Annotated in this window: 21 protein-coding genes; 9 read left to right on the forward strand and 12 right to left on the reverse strand. The window is 67.5% G+C overall.

Going from position 1 to position 17362, the window contains the following annotated elements; genetic code table 11:
- Positions 1–38 precede the first annotated feature (38 nt).
- Positions 39–1052: an oxygenase MpaB family protein gene (locus ACH438_RS27835; protein WP_397010333.1), complete on the reverse strand. Its 1014-nt coding sequence runs from the start codon at positions 1050–1052 to the stop codon at positions 39–41.
- A 111-nt stretch (positions 1053–1163) separates the two neighbouring features.
- On the opposite strand from ACH438_RS27835, the gene ACH438_RS27840 reads away from it, so the two are divergent.
- Positions 1164–1811 (forward strand): TetR/AcrR family transcriptional regulator, encoded by a 648-nt coding sequence (locus tag ACH438_RS27840; RefSeq protein WP_397010335.1) that lies wholly within the window; start codon positions 1164–1166, stop codon positions 1809–1811.
- A gap of 30 nt (positions 1812–1841) precedes the next feature.
- Complete coding sequence (locus ACH438_RS27845; RefSeq protein WP_397010337.1) at positions 1842–2855, forward strand: NADP-dependent oxidoreductase; 1014 nt, start codon at positions 1842–1844, stop codon at positions 2853–2855.
- 6 nt (positions 2856–2861) lie between these two features.
- On the opposite strand, the gene ACH438_RS27850 is transcribed toward ACH438_RS27845, so the two are convergent.
- Positions 2862–3461: a hypothetical protein gene (locus ACH438_RS27850; RefSeq protein ID WP_397010339.1), complete on the reverse strand. Its 600-nt coding sequence runs from the start codon at positions 3459–3461 to the stop codon at positions 2862–2864.
- A gap of 162 nt (positions 3462–3623) precedes the next feature.
- Between ACH438_RS27850 and ACH438_RS27855 the strand changes: the two genes are divergently transcribed.
- Positions 3624–4028, forward strand: coding sequence for a hypothetical protein (locus ACH438_RS27855; protein WP_397010341.1), 405 nt, complete (start codon positions 3624–3626; stop codon positions 4026–4028).
- A gap of 5 nt (positions 4029–4033) precedes the next feature.
- On the opposite strand, the gene ACH438_RS27860 is transcribed toward ACH438_RS27855, so the two are convergent.
- Entirely contained in the window at positions 4034–4936 is a 903-nt protein-coding gene (locus tag ACH438_RS27860; protein ID WP_397010343.1) for a LysR family transcriptional regulator, read from the reverse strand.
- Positions 4937–5015: 79 nt separating this feature from the next.
- Here ACH438_RS27860 and ACH438_RS27865 point away from each other — a divergent pair, with 79 nt between their 5' ends.
- A complete protein-coding gene (locus ACH438_RS27865; protein ID WP_397010345.1) occupies positions 5016–5672 on the forward strand; it encodes an SDR family oxidoreductase in 657 nt (218 codons plus the stop codon).
- Between the two features lie 59 nt (positions 5673–5731).
- On the opposite strand, the gene ACH438_RS27870 is transcribed toward ACH438_RS27865, so the two are convergent.
- The gene (locus ACH438_RS27870) at positions 5732–6181 is read right to left on the reverse strand and encodes a hypothetical protein (protein WP_397010347.1); all 450 of its coding nucleotides are present in this window, start codon (positions 6179–6181) and stop codon (positions 5732–5734) included.
- A 104-nt stretch (positions 6182–6285) separates the two neighbouring features.
- Positions 6286–6780, reverse strand: a complete 495-nt coding sequence (locus ACH438_RS27875) for a hypothetical protein (RefSeq protein WP_397010349.1) — start codon at positions 6778–6780, stop codon at positions 6286–6288.
- A gap of 389 nt (positions 6781–7169) precedes the next feature.
- Between ACH438_RS27875 and ACH438_RS27880 the strand changes: the two genes are divergently transcribed.
- Positions 7170–7970: a hypothetical protein gene (locus ACH438_RS27880; protein ID WP_397010351.1), complete on the forward strand. Its 801-nt coding sequence runs from the start codon at positions 7170–7172 to the stop codon at positions 7968–7970.
- A gap of 303 nt (positions 7971–8273) precedes the next feature.
- Complete coding sequence (locus tag ACH438_RS27885; RefSeq protein ID WP_397010353.1) at positions 8274–8765, forward strand: hypothetical protein; 492 nt, start codon at positions 8274–8276, stop codon at positions 8763–8765.
- 51 nt (positions 8766–8816) lie between these two features.
- On the opposite strand, the gene ACH438_RS27890 is transcribed toward ACH438_RS27885, so the two are convergent.
- Complete coding sequence (locus tag ACH438_RS27890; protein ID WP_397010355.1) at positions 8817–10001, reverse strand: ROK family transcriptional regulator; 1185 nt, start codon at positions 9999–10001, stop codon at positions 8817–8819.
- 114 nt (positions 10002–10115) lie between these two features.
- On the opposite strand from ACH438_RS27890, the gene ACH438_RS27895 reads away from it, so the two are divergent.
- Positions 10116–11588, forward strand: coding sequence for an APC family permease (locus ACH438_RS27895; RefSeq protein ID WP_397010357.1), 1473 nt, complete (start codon positions 10116–10118; stop codon positions 11586–11588).
- 6 nt (positions 11589–11594) lie between these two features.
- On the opposite strand, the gene ACH438_RS27900 is transcribed toward ACH438_RS27895, so the two are convergent.
- The 5 genes from ACH438_RS27900 to ACH438_RS27920 form a co-directional block, all read right to left on the reverse strand.
- Entirely contained in the window at positions 11595–12095 is a 501-nt protein-coding gene (locus ACH438_RS27900; RefSeq protein WP_397010359.1) for a hypothetical protein, read from the reverse strand.
- A 234-nt stretch (positions 12096–12329) separates the two neighbouring features.
- The gene (locus ACH438_RS27905; protein WP_397010361.1) at positions 12330–12920 is read right to left on the reverse strand and encodes a TetR/AcrR family transcriptional regulator; all 591 of its coding nucleotides are present in this window, start codon (positions 12918–12920) and stop codon (positions 12330–12332) included.
- Positions 12910–13329 (reverse strand): hypothetical protein, encoded by a 420-nt coding sequence (locus ACH438_RS27910; protein WP_397010363.1) that lies wholly within the window; start codon positions 13327–13329, stop codon positions 12910–12912. The genes ACH438_RS27905 and ACH438_RS27910 overlap by 11 nt, the downstream gene beginning before the upstream one ends.
- Positions 13326–13643: a hypothetical protein gene (locus ACH438_RS27915; RefSeq protein ID WP_397010365.1), complete on the reverse strand. Its 318-nt coding sequence runs from the start codon at positions 13641–13643 to the stop codon at positions 13326–13328. The genes ACH438_RS27910 and ACH438_RS27915 overlap by 4 nt, the downstream gene beginning before the upstream one ends.
- Positions 13644–13770: 127 nt before the next feature.
- Positions 13771–14694 (reverse strand): NADP-dependent oxidoreductase, encoded by a 924-nt coding sequence (locus ACH438_RS27920; protein WP_397010367.1) that lies wholly within the window; start codon positions 14692–14694, stop codon positions 13771–13773.
- Between the two features lie 137 nt (positions 14695–14831).
- Between ACH438_RS27920 and ACH438_RS27925 the strand changes: the two genes are divergently transcribed.
- Entirely contained in the window at positions 14832–15398 is a 567-nt protein-coding gene (locus ACH438_RS27925) for a TetR family transcriptional regulator (protein WP_397010369.1), read from the forward strand.
- A 15-nt stretch (positions 15399–15413) separates the two neighbouring features.
- Here the strand turns inward: ACH438_RS27925 and ACH438_RS27930 are convergent, their stop codons facing one another.
- Positions 15414–15995: a TetR/AcrR family transcriptional regulator gene (locus ACH438_RS27930; protein ID WP_397010371.1), complete on the reverse strand. Its 582-nt coding sequence runs from the start codon at positions 15993–15995 to the stop codon at positions 15414–15416.
- 119 nt (positions 15996–16114) lie between these two features.
- Here ACH438_RS27930 and ACH438_RS27935 point away from each other — a divergent pair, with 119 nt between their 5' ends.
- A complete protein-coding gene (locus ACH438_RS27935) occupies positions 16115–17281 on the forward strand; it encodes an MFS transporter (RefSeq protein WP_397010373.1) in 1167 nt (388 codons plus the stop codon).
- Positions 17282–17362 lie beyond the last annotated feature (81 nt).

Raw genomic sequence — 17362 nt, forward strand, 5'->3', positions numbered from 1 at the left:
TATTTACCAGAACGACGCTCGCGCAGGAAAACTCGATATTAGCCGGCTAGTTGCACGCCTTTCCACCAGCCCCCTCCCGCCACCTGGATGCGGCGGGCGCTGGCGGCGAGGGCGAGGGCGTCGGGGCCTGCTACGCGGCGGGCCATGGCGTCGCCGAAGGGGCGGAAGGTGAAGGCGCGCATGGCCGGTCGGGTCACGCGTAGCAGGGTGTCCAGAAATGGGTCGAGGACCGCGGGAATGCCCAGATTACGGCGGGCCGGTTTGGGGAGCACCGCGATCAGTTGGGGCGTGAAGGCCGCGGAGAGCAGAAGCGGGGCCAGTTCGGGGAGTTGGGAGGGGGAGAATTCGCGGGCCATTTCGAGCATGGGGGCGAGGCCCAGATCGTGGAAGAGGTTGTCGGCGACGCCGTATCGATCGGCGATGCCGGCGTAGTAGAGCTCGACTTCGCGGCAGGTGACGGGGATCTGGTCGGGCACCGCGCCCATGAGGAGGCCGAATTGCTTGGCCTCCAACCAGAATCGATCACGCTCGTCGGGTGGCAGCCGATGCGGTGCGTGCAGGCCCTCGTAGGCGAGGTGCTCGTAGGTGAGCAGGGCGGCCTGCATGATCGTGACGTGTGCGAAGAGGGTGAGTTCGGCGTTCTGCGCACTGTAGGGCTGCCCGGTGCCGGGTTCGATGCCGGTCATGGGTGCGTGGTAGCGGCGCAGGCGGGCGGCCACGCGGTCGGCGGTCGGCTTGTCGCCCAGGATGATCGGGACCGGGACGCCGACCGTGCGCTGGGCGCGGCGCACCGCCATGATGGGGCTCATGCCGGTGCGGGCGCGGGCCTCGACCGCGATCGGGTCGTGATCCAGCACGACCTGCTGCAGGCCCAGGTGGGTGAGTTCGAGCAGGGCGGTGACCGGGGCCAGGAACGGGGTCACCACGGGATGCAGCAGCACCCGCCAGACCTGGGATCCCGGGCCGAAGTACCCGTAGTCGTGCGTGTCGCCGGAGCCGGCGGGAGTGGGGGCCGGACCGCGTCGCCAGATCCGGATGTCCTGTGGTGCCATGGCCGATCACCTCGTCGTGTTCGCTTTCGGCTGTGTGACAAGGGTATTGACCAGTCGGGCGACTTCACAAGTCATACGACTGGTCTGTTGCCGGAACGGTATCGTGGGCGGGTGCCGGTCACGACGGGAAACATCAAGGGGGGACGGGTGGCCCGCACCAGAGCCGAACAGCGCGAGGACACCCGCACCGCCGTGCTCGACGCCACCATCGCCAGCCTCATCGAGAACGGCCATGCCGCCACCACCACCCGCGGCGTCGCCGAACGCGCCGGCCTGAGCCAGGGCGCGGTGCAGCACTACTACCCCACCCGCGCCGAACTCCTGGACGCGGCACTGCGCCGGCTGGCCGACCAGACCGCGCAGGCCGTCGTCGAAACCTATTCCACCGGCACGGGTTCGGATCGGGAGCGGGTCGGCGTGCTGGTCGACGAGCTGTGGACACTGGCCCACGTGGCCCCGGTGAGCGTGGCCTTCGAATTCCTGGCCGCCGCGCGCACCGATCCCGAAATGGCCGCCACCGTCGCACATCTCGTGGAGCACTTGGAGGAGACGGTCTTCTCGGTGGCGCGGCAGGTGCTCGGCGGGCTGGCCGATCGCCCCGGCGGCCGGGACTGGATGCGGATCACCGTCATCACCATCGCGGGCGTGCTTCTTACCGCATCGGTCCCCTCCGCCGCAAGCCTCGTACCCGATTGGCGCATTGTGCGCCGCCACATCATGACCAGCTTCGATACTTGGAGCGCCGATGTTCCAGAATGAGGCGTCGCCGAGCGAAAGGTCGTATCAACGATGAAGACCACCCGCATCGTCCTGGCATCCCGGCCGACGGGCATGCCGGAACCGCAGAACTTCCGCACCGAGACCGCCGAGCTGGATCCCCCGCAGCCGGGTCAGGCGCTGCTGCAGACCCTGTATCTGTCCCTGGACCCGTACATGCGCGGCCGCATGAGCGACGCGCCCTCCTACGCCCCGCCGGTGCGGATCGACGAGGCCATGTGCGGCGCGACCGTGTCCCGGGTGCTCGAATCCACCGATCCCGCACTGCAACCCGGCGATATCGTGCTCGGTTACGGCGGGTGGCAGACGCATTCGGTCGAGTACGTGAACTACCTGCGCAAGCTGGATCCGGCCGCCGCACCGCTCACCACCGCGCTGGGTGTGCTGGGCATGCCCGGATTCACCGCGTATTCGGGGCTGCTCACCATCGGGCAGCCGAAACCGGGTGAGACGGTGGTCGTCGCGGCCGCCACCGGTCCGGTCGGCGCCACGGTCGGGCAGATCGCGAAGATCAAGGGCGCGCGGGCCGTGGGCATCGCGGGCGGGCCGCAGAAGGTGGCATTGCTGCGGGACAAGTTCGGGTTCGACGCCGCCATCGACCATCGCGCCCAGGATTTCGCCGAGCAGCTCGCCGCGGCCACGCCCGACGGGATCGACGTGTACTTCGAGAATGTCGGCGGCGCGGTCTTCGACGCGGTGCTGCCGCTGCTGAACAAATTCGCCCGGATTCCAGTGTGCGGGCTCATCGCGAACTACAACGCGACCGACCTGCCCGCGGGACCGGATCGGCTGCCGCTGCTCATGGGCACCATCCTGCGCAAGAGCCTCAGCGTCCGCGGGTTCATCCAGACCGAATTCCTGCACCAGGCAGGCGAATTCCAGGCGGCCGCCACGCAGTGGATCGCGGACGGGCAACTGGTCTACCTGGAGGATGTCGTCGACGGGCTCGACAATGCCGTCGCGGCCTTCCAGGGCCTGCTGACCGGTAAGAACCTGGGCAAGCTGGTCATCAAGGTCGGGGACTGACGGCTCTCACCGCATGGCCGCCACATACGGGCGCAGGCCGAGAGCGATGTCCACGCACGCACCGAGCAGGACATCGCACTCCACCCGGTCCAGCTGCCGGCTCATGAGCAGCCGGGTGCCGAGGATGGGGACGGGCAGCGGCTGCCCGTCCCGGTCCCACCAGATGTAGGTGTCGTTGAGCTCCTTGGCGATCCGGCCCAGCGCCCAGCCGCGGACCGTGCGCACCACATCGAGGCGGCCGATCTCCGCGCCCATGCGGTCGAGCAGGCGCAGATGGAACATTTCCGGCGTGGCGGGTTCCTCCGGGTCGGGGACGAAATGGAAAAGGGTTCCGGCGGTGGACCCGACGGCGGTCGAGGTGTCGGCCAGCGCGATGGTGCCGATCTTGCTGCCGTCGCCGCGGCTGAGCACCGTGGCCGCGACATCGCTCGAGCGCACCCACACCACCGATCCGTCGGCGTAGGTGATCCGATGGCGGTCCGCGCCCCGCACCGCCACCGCCAGCGGGTGACCCGGCCCGCTGTGGAAGGTGAGCTGCAGGGCGCCGGCCGTCTTTCGCACGACCCGGCCCTCGATCATCGTCGAGCCGTCTTGCGTGGCTGACATGCGTAGATGGTAGGCATGTAACCCCGATTTAATATTCACTTCGAAGAACACACGGCGGCGCGGCGTGCCGCGAATCGCCGGGCCGGTCAATTCCTTCGGGCCCCTGCGGAATTCACCGGACGGCCCCTGCTGTCTCAGATGGTTACCGGCTACGATGCAGCGATGGCAGCAGACCTGGCCCAGACTTCCCCCTCCGAGAGCGTCCGCACACGTGCTCTCGGCCTGTCCGCGCTCCTCTTGGGCATGGGCGCACTCCATTTCGTCGCACCCAAGTACTTCGACGACATCATTCCGCCGGAACTCCCCGGCGAACCCCGTACGTACACCTACGCTTCGGGGGTCGTCGAACTGACCGCCGGCGCACTGCTCCTGCCGCGCCGCACCCGGAGCCTCGGCGGCCGTCTCGCCTTCCTGCTGTTCCTCGCCGTCCTGCCGGGCAACCTGCAGATGGCCCGGGACTGGCTGGCCAGCGACAAGCCCGCACCGCTCAAAGCCGGTGTGCTGCTGCGCCTCCCGCTGCAGATCCCGCTGCTCACCACCGCCCGCAAGGTGTATCGCGCGAGCTGAAGGCGCTATTCGAGCCTGGCCACGAGCGCGGTGGGCACCGGGACACCGCGCTTCACCACATCCGCGGCGAAACGGCGCACGACCGGATCGCTGGGATTGCCGATCAGGCAGACCAGTTCACGTCGCAAGGCTGGTCGCAGGCGGCGCAGTACGCCCGGCAGGCCGGCCACCAAGCCGGTGGTGGGGATGAGCGCGATGCCGAGTCCCGCGGCCGCCAGCTGCGCCGCGGTGGAGGCCTGGCGGGTGCGCATGACCGGGGACAGCGGCACACCGTGACGGGCTGCCTCGGCATCGAGCCAACCTGCCAGCCCATTGTCGGCGTGATAGTGCACCAGCGGTTCGTCACGCAGTCGTTCGAAGTCGAGCGACTTCGCTTCGGCCAGTGGATGATTCGGCGGCAGCACCGCCACCACCTCTTCGACACCGACGGTCTCGGCGCTGCCGGCCCAGTGTGAGGGGCGCGGTCCCACCGCCACATCGGCACGGTCCGAATCGACCATTTCCGCCAGTGCGTCGGCACTCGTCGCCTCGGTGAGTGTCAATCGCACCAGCGGATTGCGGCGGATCCAGGTGCGCAGCACCGGCGCGAGCAGCCCGGCGGTCAGGCTCTCCGCACAGGCCACCCGCAGCTGTCCGCCCGCACCGCGCGCGGTGGCCCGCCCGGACCCGATCACCCGGTCCGCCGCGGCCAGTGCGGCCCGCGCGTCCGCTTCGACGGCCCGGCCGACCACCGTGGCGCGCACTCCGCGCGGCAGTCGTTCCACCACCGGTGCGCCGATCTCACGTTCCAGCGCGGCCAGCTGATGCGACAGCGCGGGCTGCGACATGTGCAGGACGGCGGCCGCTTCCGTCATGGATCCGGCATCCAGCACGGCAACCAGGCATTCCAGGGCACGCAAGGTAGGCATTCGCAAATTCTATGGGAAGCATCCAAAAGATTCGTAGCCCGAAGGGATGAGCGATAGCGCCACGAATGCTGTACCCGGCATGACAACACTGCTGAACAAGAAACTGGTCATCATCGGCGCGGGATCCGGCATTGCCGCACAGCTCGCCGCCGACGCCGCGGCACTGGGTGCCGAGGTCGTCTCGGTGGGCCGCCCGGCGGTCGACCTCGCCGACGAGGCTTCCCTCGCGGCCCTCGCCGAGCGGGTCGGCGAGCTCGACCATCTCGTCTCCCTCGCCGCCGATCCCGCCAACGGGCCGGTCACCGGCCTCGATCGGGAGGCCGTGCACCGCGCATTCGACGCGAAGGTGATCGGCCCGCTGTTGCTGGCCAAACATTTCGCGGGGCGCTTCCGGCCCGGCGGGTCCATCCTGCTGTTCTCCGGCGTGGCCGCCTGGCGGCCCATGCCCGATCGGTCCGTCATGGCCGCGACGAATGCGGCGGCCGCGACCCTCGCGGAGGCGCTCGCGGTGGAATTGGCGCCGCTGCGGGTGAACGCGCTGTCGCCCGGCATCATCGACTCCGGTGCGTGGGACGGTCCCGGCAAGGCCGCGCTGTTCGAATCGGTGGCCGCCCGCAATCCCGCGCGCCGGGTGGGCACGCCCGCCGATGTCTCCGCCGCGGCGCTGCCGGCGCTCACCAACCCGTACCTCACGGGCACGACCTTGCATGTCGACGGTGGTGGCCGGCTGGCCTGAGGTTCTACGGCGTTCGAAGGGTATTGGCGGACAGCCTGTTTCGCTGTCCGCCGCCCGCGTCAGTTGGGAGTAATGCGGACCATGGTGGTGTATTCCGCGGCGGCGCGGATGTCGTCGGCGATCGGCCGGCCGTCGGGGGTGCGGCGGACGCCGTAGTACTTCGCATCCCCGGGCGTGCTGTCCAGGAATTCGGCGAGAGCCGCGGTGACCGTCGTGCGGTCGGTGACGGCGACGGCCGTGCCGGGGACGGCGCGTCCGGCGATCAGCATTTCGACGGGGGCGCCACCGCGCAGGTTCAGCCACCATTTGCTGTCGGTGAAGCAGACGATGTCGTCGAATTCGCGCAGGTAGCGGACCACCACGGTGTACTGCTTGCCGGACTTGCGGCCGGTCAGGGTCATCTCCATGAGGGTCTTGCTGAAGATCGGGTGCAGCGGCGAGTGCAGCATGCGCTGCACGATCCAGTTCACATAGGCGGGGACGGTGGGCGGCTTCGTGGTGGTGGACATGCTGTCCCCCTGTTCGTCGGGTGGGCCGGTGTCCCTGTCGAACCTATGCGGCACAGGTGTTCTCGCGCCTCCGGGTTGTCCCGGAGGCGGACCCGGATTCGGGTTCAGGCCAGGGCGAAGCTGAGCTGGTAGGCGTACCCGCCCGGTCCGCGCTGATACGAGTAGCCGAACCAGACGCCGGGCGTGATCTCGCGGATCTCGTCGATCAGCTGCGGGCTCGGCGAGGGCGCGTAGTCCAGGATCCAGGCGGGTTGCCCGTCCAGGACGGAGGGCCCGGAGTAGACATTGGCGGGCCACGCCTCGATGCCGGCCGGGGTGACGCGGTTGAGCAGGTAGCCGCCGTTGGGACCCGTGTAGAACGATTTGCCGATCCACACCGCGGGCGTCCACGACTGCATGTCGCGGGGGCTGATCACCCAGCCGTCCATGGTGCCGACGGGTACATCGCCGCGCGGGGCGTCGCGGAAGAGGGCGTCCTGCTGTCCGGGGTCACATCGGAAACGCAGCGAATCCACTGTTGCTGCAATGTTGTTCGTGTACAGGACGCAGCCGCCGCCGTAGTCGTCGTCGGCTTGGGCTATCGGTGCGATCACTGGCACAAGGGAGATGAGAGCGCCAATTCCCACGGGGGCTAGGCACTTTACGAGGGCTTTCCGGAGAGCTTCTCGACTTGTCTTCATCACTGTCTCCATCGGGATAAATCCCGACCCACCAGTGATGCTAGTTCGCTGAACGGTAGCTCTTTCAGACCGAGGCCGAACCGAGATCAGAAAGGGCGATCATTTACAGAAAACTGACAGGTACGAAGCCTCCAGGTCTCGAGCTTGATGCCAATTAATTGGTTATGACCCGAATTAAGGCCCGTTTACCGCGACCGCGGTGGATGTGGGTCACAACCAGCTGCCTTGCCACCGCCACCACCGTGGCGCTGATCGCATCACCACAGGCATCCGCCGTCGTGCACCACCACGATCAAGGAGGCGTCAACTTGCCGAATACCGCCGTAGCGAACGTTCCGGAGATCGCGACACCGCCGATAAGCCCTGGGCAGGCACAGGTTTCGGCCGCCACTCTGGCGCAGCAGATGCAGGGCGCGATCCAGGCCATCTCACCGGGCACCACCGCGGGCATCGACGTGGTCGACATGCGCACGGGAGACACTGTCGCCGACCTCAATTCGGGTCAGCAGTTCTACACCGCGTCCGTGGTCAAGCTGCTCATCGCCATCGACGCGCTGAAAAGCCAGAACTGGCAGCCGGATCCGGGCACCTCGGGTCAGATCCAGCAGATGCTGTCCACCAGCGATGACGATATCTCCGATAACCTGTGGGTACAGAACGGTTCCGACGACATCGTGAACCGCATGATCGGCCTGATCGGGCTGGGCGGCACCACCGCGCCCGGCGATGACGGGGAGTGGGGTGAAACGCTCACCACGCCACGGGATGTCGTGACGATCTACCAGTACATCGAGAACTCGGTGCCGGAGCCGTCGCGGGATCTGATCATGAACGCGCTACGTGGCGCCACCGCGACCGCGGCCGACGGAACCAACCAGTATTTCGGTATTCCCGATGCCTTCCCCGGTTATACCTGGGCGGTGAAACAAGGCTGGATGGATATGGACGCCAGCACCACGCTCGATACGACCGGCCTCGTGGGCCCGTCCTTCGATCCGCTGCGGTACGCCGTGGTGGTGCTCAGCACGCAGCCCGCCGGTACCAATTGGACCGTCGGCGGCGCGGCGCTCACCGCGGGCGTCGCCTTATTGCACGTCGTGATGTACTGACGCTATTGCACGTCTTGAAGTACTGACATTTCAGCGCCGGGTCGCCGGCGATCCAGACCCCTGTTCGCACCGGAATTCCGGTCCGGACGGGGGTTTTTCAAATGCTGAGTGATTGCTTCGTGCACAGTTGGGAACAGATGAACTGACATTTCATGCCATGTGGTCGAGTCGTACCCAGGTTGTAGTGAAGTCGTGGCAAACTTCCTGCCGCCGGTAGCCGTGTCGAGGGTTCACGGCTACCGGAGGCCGGTGACAAGAGGCGTCCCCAGCACCCCGAACCACCACTCCAGAAGAGGCCTAGACGTGGTCACCATCGCACAATTGCGCGCCGTACTGGCACTGCTGCACATCGAGAACGACCAGTTCCGCACCGACCAATTCCCCGCGCTCGACGCCGAGAATCCGGCGCTCACGCCCGAAGCCGAACATGCCGCCCTCCTCACCGCGCTGCATCGCTGCATCAGCATCGAACTGCAGCGCGCCCGCACCAGCACCCCCGCCGATCCCAGCGAGCTCGACCCCCTGGATCAGGCCTCCAAATACGCCGCGGCCCTGCACACCCGCATCCGCGACCTGGCCGGCCACACCAGCGCCGCCCCCATCCCCGCGCTGCTGGCGGTCGCGAACCACGCCACCGCCGCCACCCGCGCCCTGCTGTCCGTGGGCCGTCACCCCTACTCCGGCGAATCCGACTCGCGCTGGCGGCAGGCCATCGCCGAACTCGGCCACGCCCATCAACTGCTCCGCACCGAATACATCGATCACTCCAACAGCGCCACCATGCCTTTGGCCTAGCGAACATCCGGCATGCAGCAGAATCCCTGGGCCGCTGGCTGTTCGCTCCGGCTAACGTCCGGTGGGGGTGCGGCGGTCGAAGACCTGGGGACGGGCGACGCGCAGGGCGGTGGCGATCGCGCCCAAGAGGACTGCGTCGTCACCCAATTCGCTGGGTGAGACGGCCGGGCGCAGCGGAGTGGTGCGTTGCAGGGCGGCGCGGACCTGATCGAGCAGGAGGTCCGCGCTGCCGCCCAGACCACCGCCGACCACGATCACATCGGGATCGAGCACGGCGGTGACCGCGGCGACCACCAGGGCGATGCGTTCGCCCTCCTCGCGCACCACCGTGACGGCGATCGGGTCGCCGGCGCGGGCCGCGTCGAAAACGCGTTTGGCCGTGAGGCGTCCGCTCATCCCGCGCTCGCGGGCCGCGCGGACGACCGCGTCGGCCGAGACGGCCTCCTCCAGCGCACCGCGGCGCGAGGAGCCCGCCGCCGGATCGCCGAAGGCGGCGGGCAGGAAGCCGACCTCGCCGGCCGCGCCGTGCGCGCCGGTGAAAAGTTCGCCGTGCGAGACGATTCCCACGCCGAGACCGGTGCCCACCAGGACATACACGAACAGGCGGCTGTCGCGGCCCGCGCCGAAGGCGTATTCGCCCAGGGCGGCGAGGTTCGCGTCATTGTGCATGGAAAGCTCCGGGCCGCCGAGCCTTTCGCGGATCTCCGCGAGCAAGCCCGCCCGGCCCCAGCCGGGGAGATTGACGGCGTAGTGCACCCGCCCGTCCTCCGGATCGAAGACGCCCGGGCTGCCGAGTACCGCGTGCACGACCCGCTCGGGCGGGACATCGACGGCGGCGAGGGTCTCGTTCACCGCGCCGGCCACCACCTCTGCGAGCGAAGTCGCGGTACGGGCGCGGTTCGCGACATCCTTGCGGGACAGCACCTTTCCGGACATATCGGCCACGGCGATGCGGAGGCGGGCGCGGCCCACATCGATGCCGAGCACGTATCCGGCGGTCGGATCGGGCTCGTACAGCACGGCGGTACGCCCGCGTCCGGGTGCGACGGTGCCGACCTCCCGGACCAGGCCGTGTTGCCGCAGTGCGGCAAGGGCACTGGACACCGTCGGCTTGGACAGTCCGGTGTCGCGGGCCAGCTGCGCGCGCGAGCAGGGTCCGGCGGTGCGCAGTTGCTCGAGCAGCAGCCACTCGTTGTTGCTGCGCAAACGCTGCCGGTTCCAAGGAAGTTCGTCCATCGCCTGCCATCCTGCCGTGCCGACCGGAGCAGATCTGCGCTACCCCTTGACTGAGATAGTAAAGGAATTTAACTTTACAAAATCCATACGCCCCAGTGCTTTCCGGAGGACGCCATGTCCGGCCCGCTTCCCCGCCGCATCGGCCTGTTCCAGGCCACCAGCATCAATATGAGTCAGATGGTCGGCATCGGCCCGTTCGTCACCATCCCGCTCATGGTCGCCGCCTTCGGCGGACCGCAGGCCGTCATCGGGTTTCTAGCCGGTGCCGTGCTCGCTCTGGCGGACGGGCTGGTGTGGGCCGAACTGGGCGCGGCCATGCCCGGCGCCGGCGGCACCTACATCTACCTGCGCGAAGCCTTCCAGTACCGCAGCGGACGGCTCATGCCGTTCCTGTTCGTCTGGACCGCAATACTTTTCATTCCGCTGATCATGTCGACCGGCGTTCAGGGCCTGGTGCAGTACCTGACCTATCTGTGGCCGTCCATGACCACCGGGCAGGGCGATATCGTCGGCCTGGCCGTGGTCGCGCTGGTGGTGTTGCTGCTGTGGCGGCGGGTGGAGAGCATCGGCCGCATCACCGTGGTCATGTGGGCGGTCATGATCGTGTCCGTGGCGGCGGTGATCCTGGCCGCCTTCACCCACTTCCACCCGAGCATGGCCTTCACCTGGCCCGCCCACGCCGTCGACCTCGGCCACGGCTCCTTCTGGCTGGGCTTCGCCTCCGGCCTCACCATCGGCATCTACGACTACCTCGGCTACAACACCACCGCGTATCTCGGTGCGGAGCTGAAGGATCCGGGCCGCGTGCTGCCGCGCTCGGTGGTGTACTCCATCCTCGCCGTCATGGTGATCTACCTGGGCATGCAGATCGGCGTCCTGGGCGTGATCCCCTGGCACGACATGCTCGACCCGAACAATGTCGCGTCCCAGTCGGTCGCCTCCGCGGTGCTGGAGAAGACCCTGGGCAAGGGCGCGGCCGACGTGGTGACGATCCTGATCCTCATCACCGCCTTCGCCTCCGTCTTCACCGGCCTGCTCGGCGGCTCCCGGGTGCCCTTCGACGCCGCCCGGGACAAGGTCTTCTTCCGCTCCTTCGCGAAACTCCACCCCCGCCACGACTTCCCGATGCTGGGACTCCTGGTCATGGGCGCGATCACCGCGGCAGGCTTCGTCCTCGCCCGCCACGTCGGCACCTCCGCCACCCATCCCCCACTGACCGTCCTCATCTCCCTCCTGACGACGGTCATGGTGATCGTCCAATCCTTCGCCCAGATAGCGGCTCTCCTGATCCTCCGCCGCCGCCAGCCCACCCTCACCCGCCCCTACCGAATGCTGCTCTTCCCACTTCCGTTGGTAATCGCGGCCATTGGCTGGGCAGTCATCTACTGCTATGCCGACAAAGCCAATCCCGGCGTGCATCCCATCGAATGGTCGCTCGCGTGGGTGGCGCTGGGATTGATCTCCTTCGCGATCTGGTCACGCCTGGAGAAGATCTGGCCGTTCGGCCCCAGGGAGACTCGCGAGGAGTACGTGGCCGCCGAGCCGCAGAATCCCCGGCGGCCTGATATCGGCGAGCGTCTCGCCTGACCGCGGTCAGAACGGCATGGGCTTCAAGTCATTGATGTCGTATCCGTACTGCCAAGTCTGATTCACACTCGAATTGAACGTCCACGCCACAGGATTCGGATACTTCCCGCTGTCCAGCGACATGGTCCCCTGCGTCCCCTCATAGGGATGCAACCCCGACCCGTACCCCGACAACATCCGCGTCGGATACGGAAACGCCCAAGACGTGCAGTATCCGGACTGCCCCTCCGCCACCAACAGGCACAATGTCCCGTCCTGAATGTCCGACGGCAACGCCAGACGATAGGCGTTGCCATAAGGATCGAGGAACTCCACGGTGAACTGCGCCCCCTGATCCACCCATCCGATGTTCCACCGGCAGTTCGCCGGCAACGTAGGAGAATTATTCACCTGCAACTGCGGAACCCAAGCATGCCCGTTGTTCACGGCGCACAGAATATTGGCATTTTCGCCACCCGTCCGGGTATTGGCAATCAAAATATCCTTGTAAACATACCCATTACTCATGCGAATCTCCTTAGAGCAAAGCGCGCAAAAACCTACGCGCCCGGGCCCCGCAATCCGCTTCGGCCCAGGAAATTCATGCTACTACCCCACCACTCCGGGAAACTCTCAATCAGCTAGAGTCCCACCACTTTTCAGGCAACCCCAATCCTAATCCAAACAGTCGGTTCATCATTTGAATTCCCGTACCTCGATAAGAAGTTCAACCGAACAAACCGAATTACCCGGTGCGAGCCATCAGGAATCCAGCCAGGATCGGACCCAGGTGCGGGCTATGCGGCGGGCTCGTTCGGGGGATACCCGGGTGGGCTCCGTCAGGACGGAGATGGAGAGGCCGTCGAGGAGGGCCAGGAGTTCGGTTGCGGCGTCGGCGGATTCGGGCTCGCGGGCGGGGTTGGCGGCGGTGAGCATGCGGCCGAGCATGTCCGCGGTGCCCTGCCATTGCGAGCGGTGGAGGTCGGCGATTTCGGGGTCGTGGGCGGCGCGGGAGACCAGGGCCAGCCAGACGTGGGAGAGGCGGTGTTCCGGGGTGGGCGAGATGAGGAGTTCGGTGAAACTCAGCAATTGTTCCCGGGCGGAGAGGTCGGCGATGCCGGATTGCCGGTAGCGCTGTTCGGCCTGGGCGGCCACGTGATGCCAGGCGCCCAGCAGGAGTTCGGTTTTCGTCGAGAAGTAGTACTGCACGGTGCCGATGGAGACGCCGGCGCGCGTGGCCAGGTCGCGGATGCTGACGCCTTCGAGCCCGGTTTCGGCAATGGCGTCGGCCAGGCTCTCCAGCAGCTGGGTGCGGCGTTCGGCCTTGTCGGGTGTGGCTCTGCTAGCGGCCATTTCGCCTTCCCTGGTTACGGCTGTTGTAGTAGCGCCAGGCCTGCGTGAGCACCTGCCGCGCCATGACCACCGGTTCCGGCCGGCCGTCGGCGCGCGGTGCCCGATCGACGACCGTCGCGAAGAACAGCAGCAGTATGCCGATCCCGCCGATCCCGAAGTACACCGCCTCGCCGAGCATGCTGACGATCACCCGCAGCCCGCCGTGGCCCTCCCCTTCCAGTCGCGGCATGATCGCGTCCGCCTGCAGCCAGTGCACGCCCTCGGCGAGCAGCCAGACCAGGGCACCGGCCACCGTCGCCCAGCCCGCGGCGGGATGCCGCCGGGCCAGCCGCACGCCGAACACCATCGTGCCGACGGCGAGCACCACCACCACGACCTCACTCACCGAGAACAGCGCGGTCCCGCTCACCGCCGCACCCCCGCGTCCGGCGCCACGGTCCCGCGCGACCGCGCGATGGCGACCAGCAACAGCACCCATGCCGCGATCAGGAACAGATTCCGCAGTCCCGCACCGACTTCCATCCGATCGACGATCCCCTCGGCATTGCCGCCGAACCATCGCACCCGATCCGACACCATGGCGATGCCGGACGCGATGAGCGCGAACACCGAAGCCAGCAGCGCGAACGGGAAGGCCGAGCCGAGCCGACGCCGGTAGAACACGGCCAGCGCCGCACCCGCGACCGGCGCCAGCAAGCCGAGTAGATCCAGCAATCTGAACATCTTTCCCACCCTCCATACGAACGTATTGGCACTGCCATGTTTGGCAGCTCAATATCTAATACGATCGTATGATACTCAGGTGGGGCGGGCATACAAGCCCTTATTTACGGGCCCCCGAGGCCCTCCCTCACAGGGTGATGACGACCTTCCCGTGGACGTGCCGGCCCGCCTGCAGTTCCACCGCCTCGCGGATCTGCTCGATCGGAAAGGTCGCAGCGATGGGCACCGCGATATCGCCGGCGAGGATCGCGGCGGTGAGCCGTTCCAGATCGGCGGGTGAGGCGTCGGCCCCTCCCCTCGTCGCGCGGACACCGCCGGGCGGGTTCGGACCTGCGGCGATCGTGGTGATCCGCGCGGTCGGGACGCCGAGTTCGAGTGCGGCCGAGGCTGTTTCGGTGCCGAACAGGTCGATCGCCGCACTCACACCGCCCGCAGCCAACGCCCGCACACGGTCCTCGAGTCCCGGCCCGTACGTCACCGGCTCGGCACCCAATTCCCGCAGAAACTCGAAGGTCCCCTCGGAGGCGGTCCCGATCACTTCGGCACCGGCGAGCCGCGCGAGCTGCACGGCGAAAACACCCACGCCACCGGCCGCGCCGCCGATCAGGACGGTCTCACCGGACCGCAGCCCGATCGCCGTGACGGCGGCAGCAGCGGTGCGACCGGCCACCGGCAGGCTGCTCGCCACCTCGTCGCCGATGCCCTCCGGCGTCTGCCAGAGTGTCTCGGCGGGCGTCGCGACCACCACGAAGTCGGCGGCGGCCCGCGCCATCGCACCCCCGAAGACCCTGTCCCCCACCACAAATCCGGTGGCATCGGCCCCGACCTCGTCGACGACTCCCGCGAAGTCGTACCCGAAGCCGGACGGCACGGTGAGGCCGAACCGCGCGGCGAACTCGGGCTGGGACGAGAACACGCTGTCCATCGGATTCAGGCTCACCGCCCGCACCCGGATGCGGACCTCGCCCGGTCCGGCATGTGGCTCCGGCACCTCCCGCAGCTCCAGCACTTCCGGACCTCCGTAGGTCTCGTACATGACGACTCGGCTCATGGGCCGACTCCCGACTGAGTGACAGAACTTGGTTCCATTACCCACGATATACCATGAGAGAACCAAGTTCCATCACTTGACAGAACCAAGTTCCCTCACGGCGCCGATGCGGGAACCGAGTGCCCTAAAATGCGTCCATGCCCCGCTGGGAGCCCAATGCCCGAGAACGACTGATGCGCGCCGCCCTCACCCTCTTCGCCGAGCGAGGATACGAGAACACCACCGTCATCGATATCGTCGAACGCGCCGGACTGGGCAAGACCACCTTCTTCCGCTACTTCCGCGACAAGCGCGAAGTCCTCTTCGGCGGCGACTCCAGGGTCGACCTGCTGGGCACCGAAATCGCCGCGGCGCCACCGTCCGCGACCCCGCTCGAGGCCTTGGCCGCCGCCCTGACCGCGGCCGGCAAGGAGCGCTTCACCTCCGAACGCCGCGAAACCCTCACCCTCAGGCAGGCCGTGATCGACGCCAATCCCGAACTCCTGGAGCGCGAGGCCCTCAAGAACCTCACGCTCGTCACGTCGATGACCACCGCTCTCGAAAAACGAGGCGTCTCCGGCCTGACCGCCTCGGTGATCGCCCAATTGGGCGCCCTCACCATCGACATCACCTACAAACGCTGGATCGACCCGGCCAACACCGAAGACTTCACCACCCTCGTCGAGCGGACCCTCACCGAAGTCCGGGCGGCCGCCGCCGCGTGAGCCGAACCGGCCCAGCTACACGGTGATACCCAAAGCACCGGCCACGGCGCGGGTGAGATGGTCGGCTACCTGGGTGGGGGTCCAGGAGCGGTGTTCGGTGAGGTCGTAGATGACGCGTTCGTCGAAGATGGTGATCCAGAGCAGAACCGCGTAGGTGAGGTCGTATTCGGTGGTTTTACCTGCGCGGGACAGGGATTCGAGGATGGCGGCGAGGGTGTCGTGCATGGCGACGATGGATTCGTCACCGGCGGAGAGACGTTCGATGAAGCCCTTGCTGCTGCGGACGTAGCGGACGGCGGGGCCCCATTGCATGGCCTGCTCGATCCAGGTGGTGCAGCAGTCGTGGAAGCGGCGGACGGGGTCGGGGTCCGGATCCAGGGCGGTCAGGGCTTCCAAGAGCTGTTCTATGGCTCGGCGGTGGAAGGCTTGCATGGCGTCCTGGGGAGTGGCGAAATGCCGGTAGGCCGTGGCCACCCCCACCCCCGCCTCGGCGGCCAGTTCGGGGATGGAGAAGCCGACGCGGCCGGCGTGCAGGAGGCTCTGGACCGCGTCGACCAGCAGCACTCGGCTGCGCTGGGCGTCGCTGCGGGTGTTCACGGGCACATCCTCCATCCTGCGGGAGCCCTCGCTCGCGTCGACCGGCAGTGCTCGAGTAGAGAAGTTCTTCTCACTTAACTATGCTCTAACAGAGAAGATCTCCTCAGTTAGGGGGCGGGATGCGAGCCGCGGCACCGGGTGCACTCTTGGTCCTGATCATGGCGCAGCCCAATCTGGCCACCGGGATGATGCCCTACTACCGGCATGCCTGGGGACTCGCACCACTGCTCATCACGGTGATCTTCGCGGCCTACCTGTTCGCATTGACGCCGACGCTGTCGCTGCTGGGCACACCCCGCGCGCGGCAGGGATGGTGGTGGCGGATCGGAGTCGGGAGCGCGTTCGGCATCGCGGCGGATGCCGGGATGGCGGCGGCGCATTCGGCGTGGCCCGTGACCATCGCGCGAGTGTGCGCCGGGCTGTCGGTGGGATTGGTGACCGGCTCGCTCGCGGGACTGATCCTGGAACGACGCGGGGAGAGCGGGCGGACCGCGCTGGCCGCGGCGACCGTCCTCGGTTCCGCGCTGGGCACGGTCGCCGCGGCGGCGGTCGCACAGTATCTGCCCGCGCCCGGCGTCACGGTCTACCTCGCGCACGCGGTGCTGCTCGGTCTGGTCGCACTCGCCGTGCTGGCGGATCGCACGGTCCGGCCGGGCACGGCAGGACACAAGGCATCCGCACGACAGCCTGCCGAGGAACCGCGAATTGCCGGGTACCTCAGCGGAATCGCCGCGTGGGTGTCGGCCGGGCTGGTCGTCGCGCTGCTGCCCAGCTACGGCGCGGAACTGCTGAAGACCACGAATCTCACCCTGCTCGCACTGCCGGTGACGCTCTACCTGGTGTGCGCCTGGCTGGCGCAACAACTGCTCCCACCGAATTCCCTGCCTGCCGAACCGGTTACGACGCAAGCGATCATCATCGCCGGAGTCCTCATCGCCGCGGCCGTGTCCTGGTTGCCGAGCCTGCCGCTGCTGCTGGCCGGTGGCGTGGTGGCCGGTGTCGGGCAGGGTATCGCGTATCGTTCCGGCCTCCGGATCGTCAGTGCCGCAACGCCTCCCGATCAGCATGCCCGGGCTTCCTCACGCTTCGCGACGGTGGCGTACCTGTGCGCCGCCGTCACCACCGTCGGCCTGGGCGTCATCGCCAACCTCGGGTCGATGCGCGATGCCGTGCTGGCGGCCGCGGTCGTGCTGCTCGCGGTGGCGGCGGCCACCACCCTCGTCCGCCGGCGCGCGATGACGCGCGCCGCTGACATCGACCCCGATCGGATCTCCACAATCGCATAATTCGCCGCATATATTCCGCGCGGGAAACCCTCGCGCGGTATTCGCGTGCGCCGATATCGCCTATATCAGAGGTTAATTCGG

It is taken from the genome of Nocardia sp. NPDC020380 (assembly GCF_044386975.1).
GTDB lineage: Bacteria > Actinomycetota > Actinomycetes > Mycobacteriales > Mycobacteriaceae > Nocardia.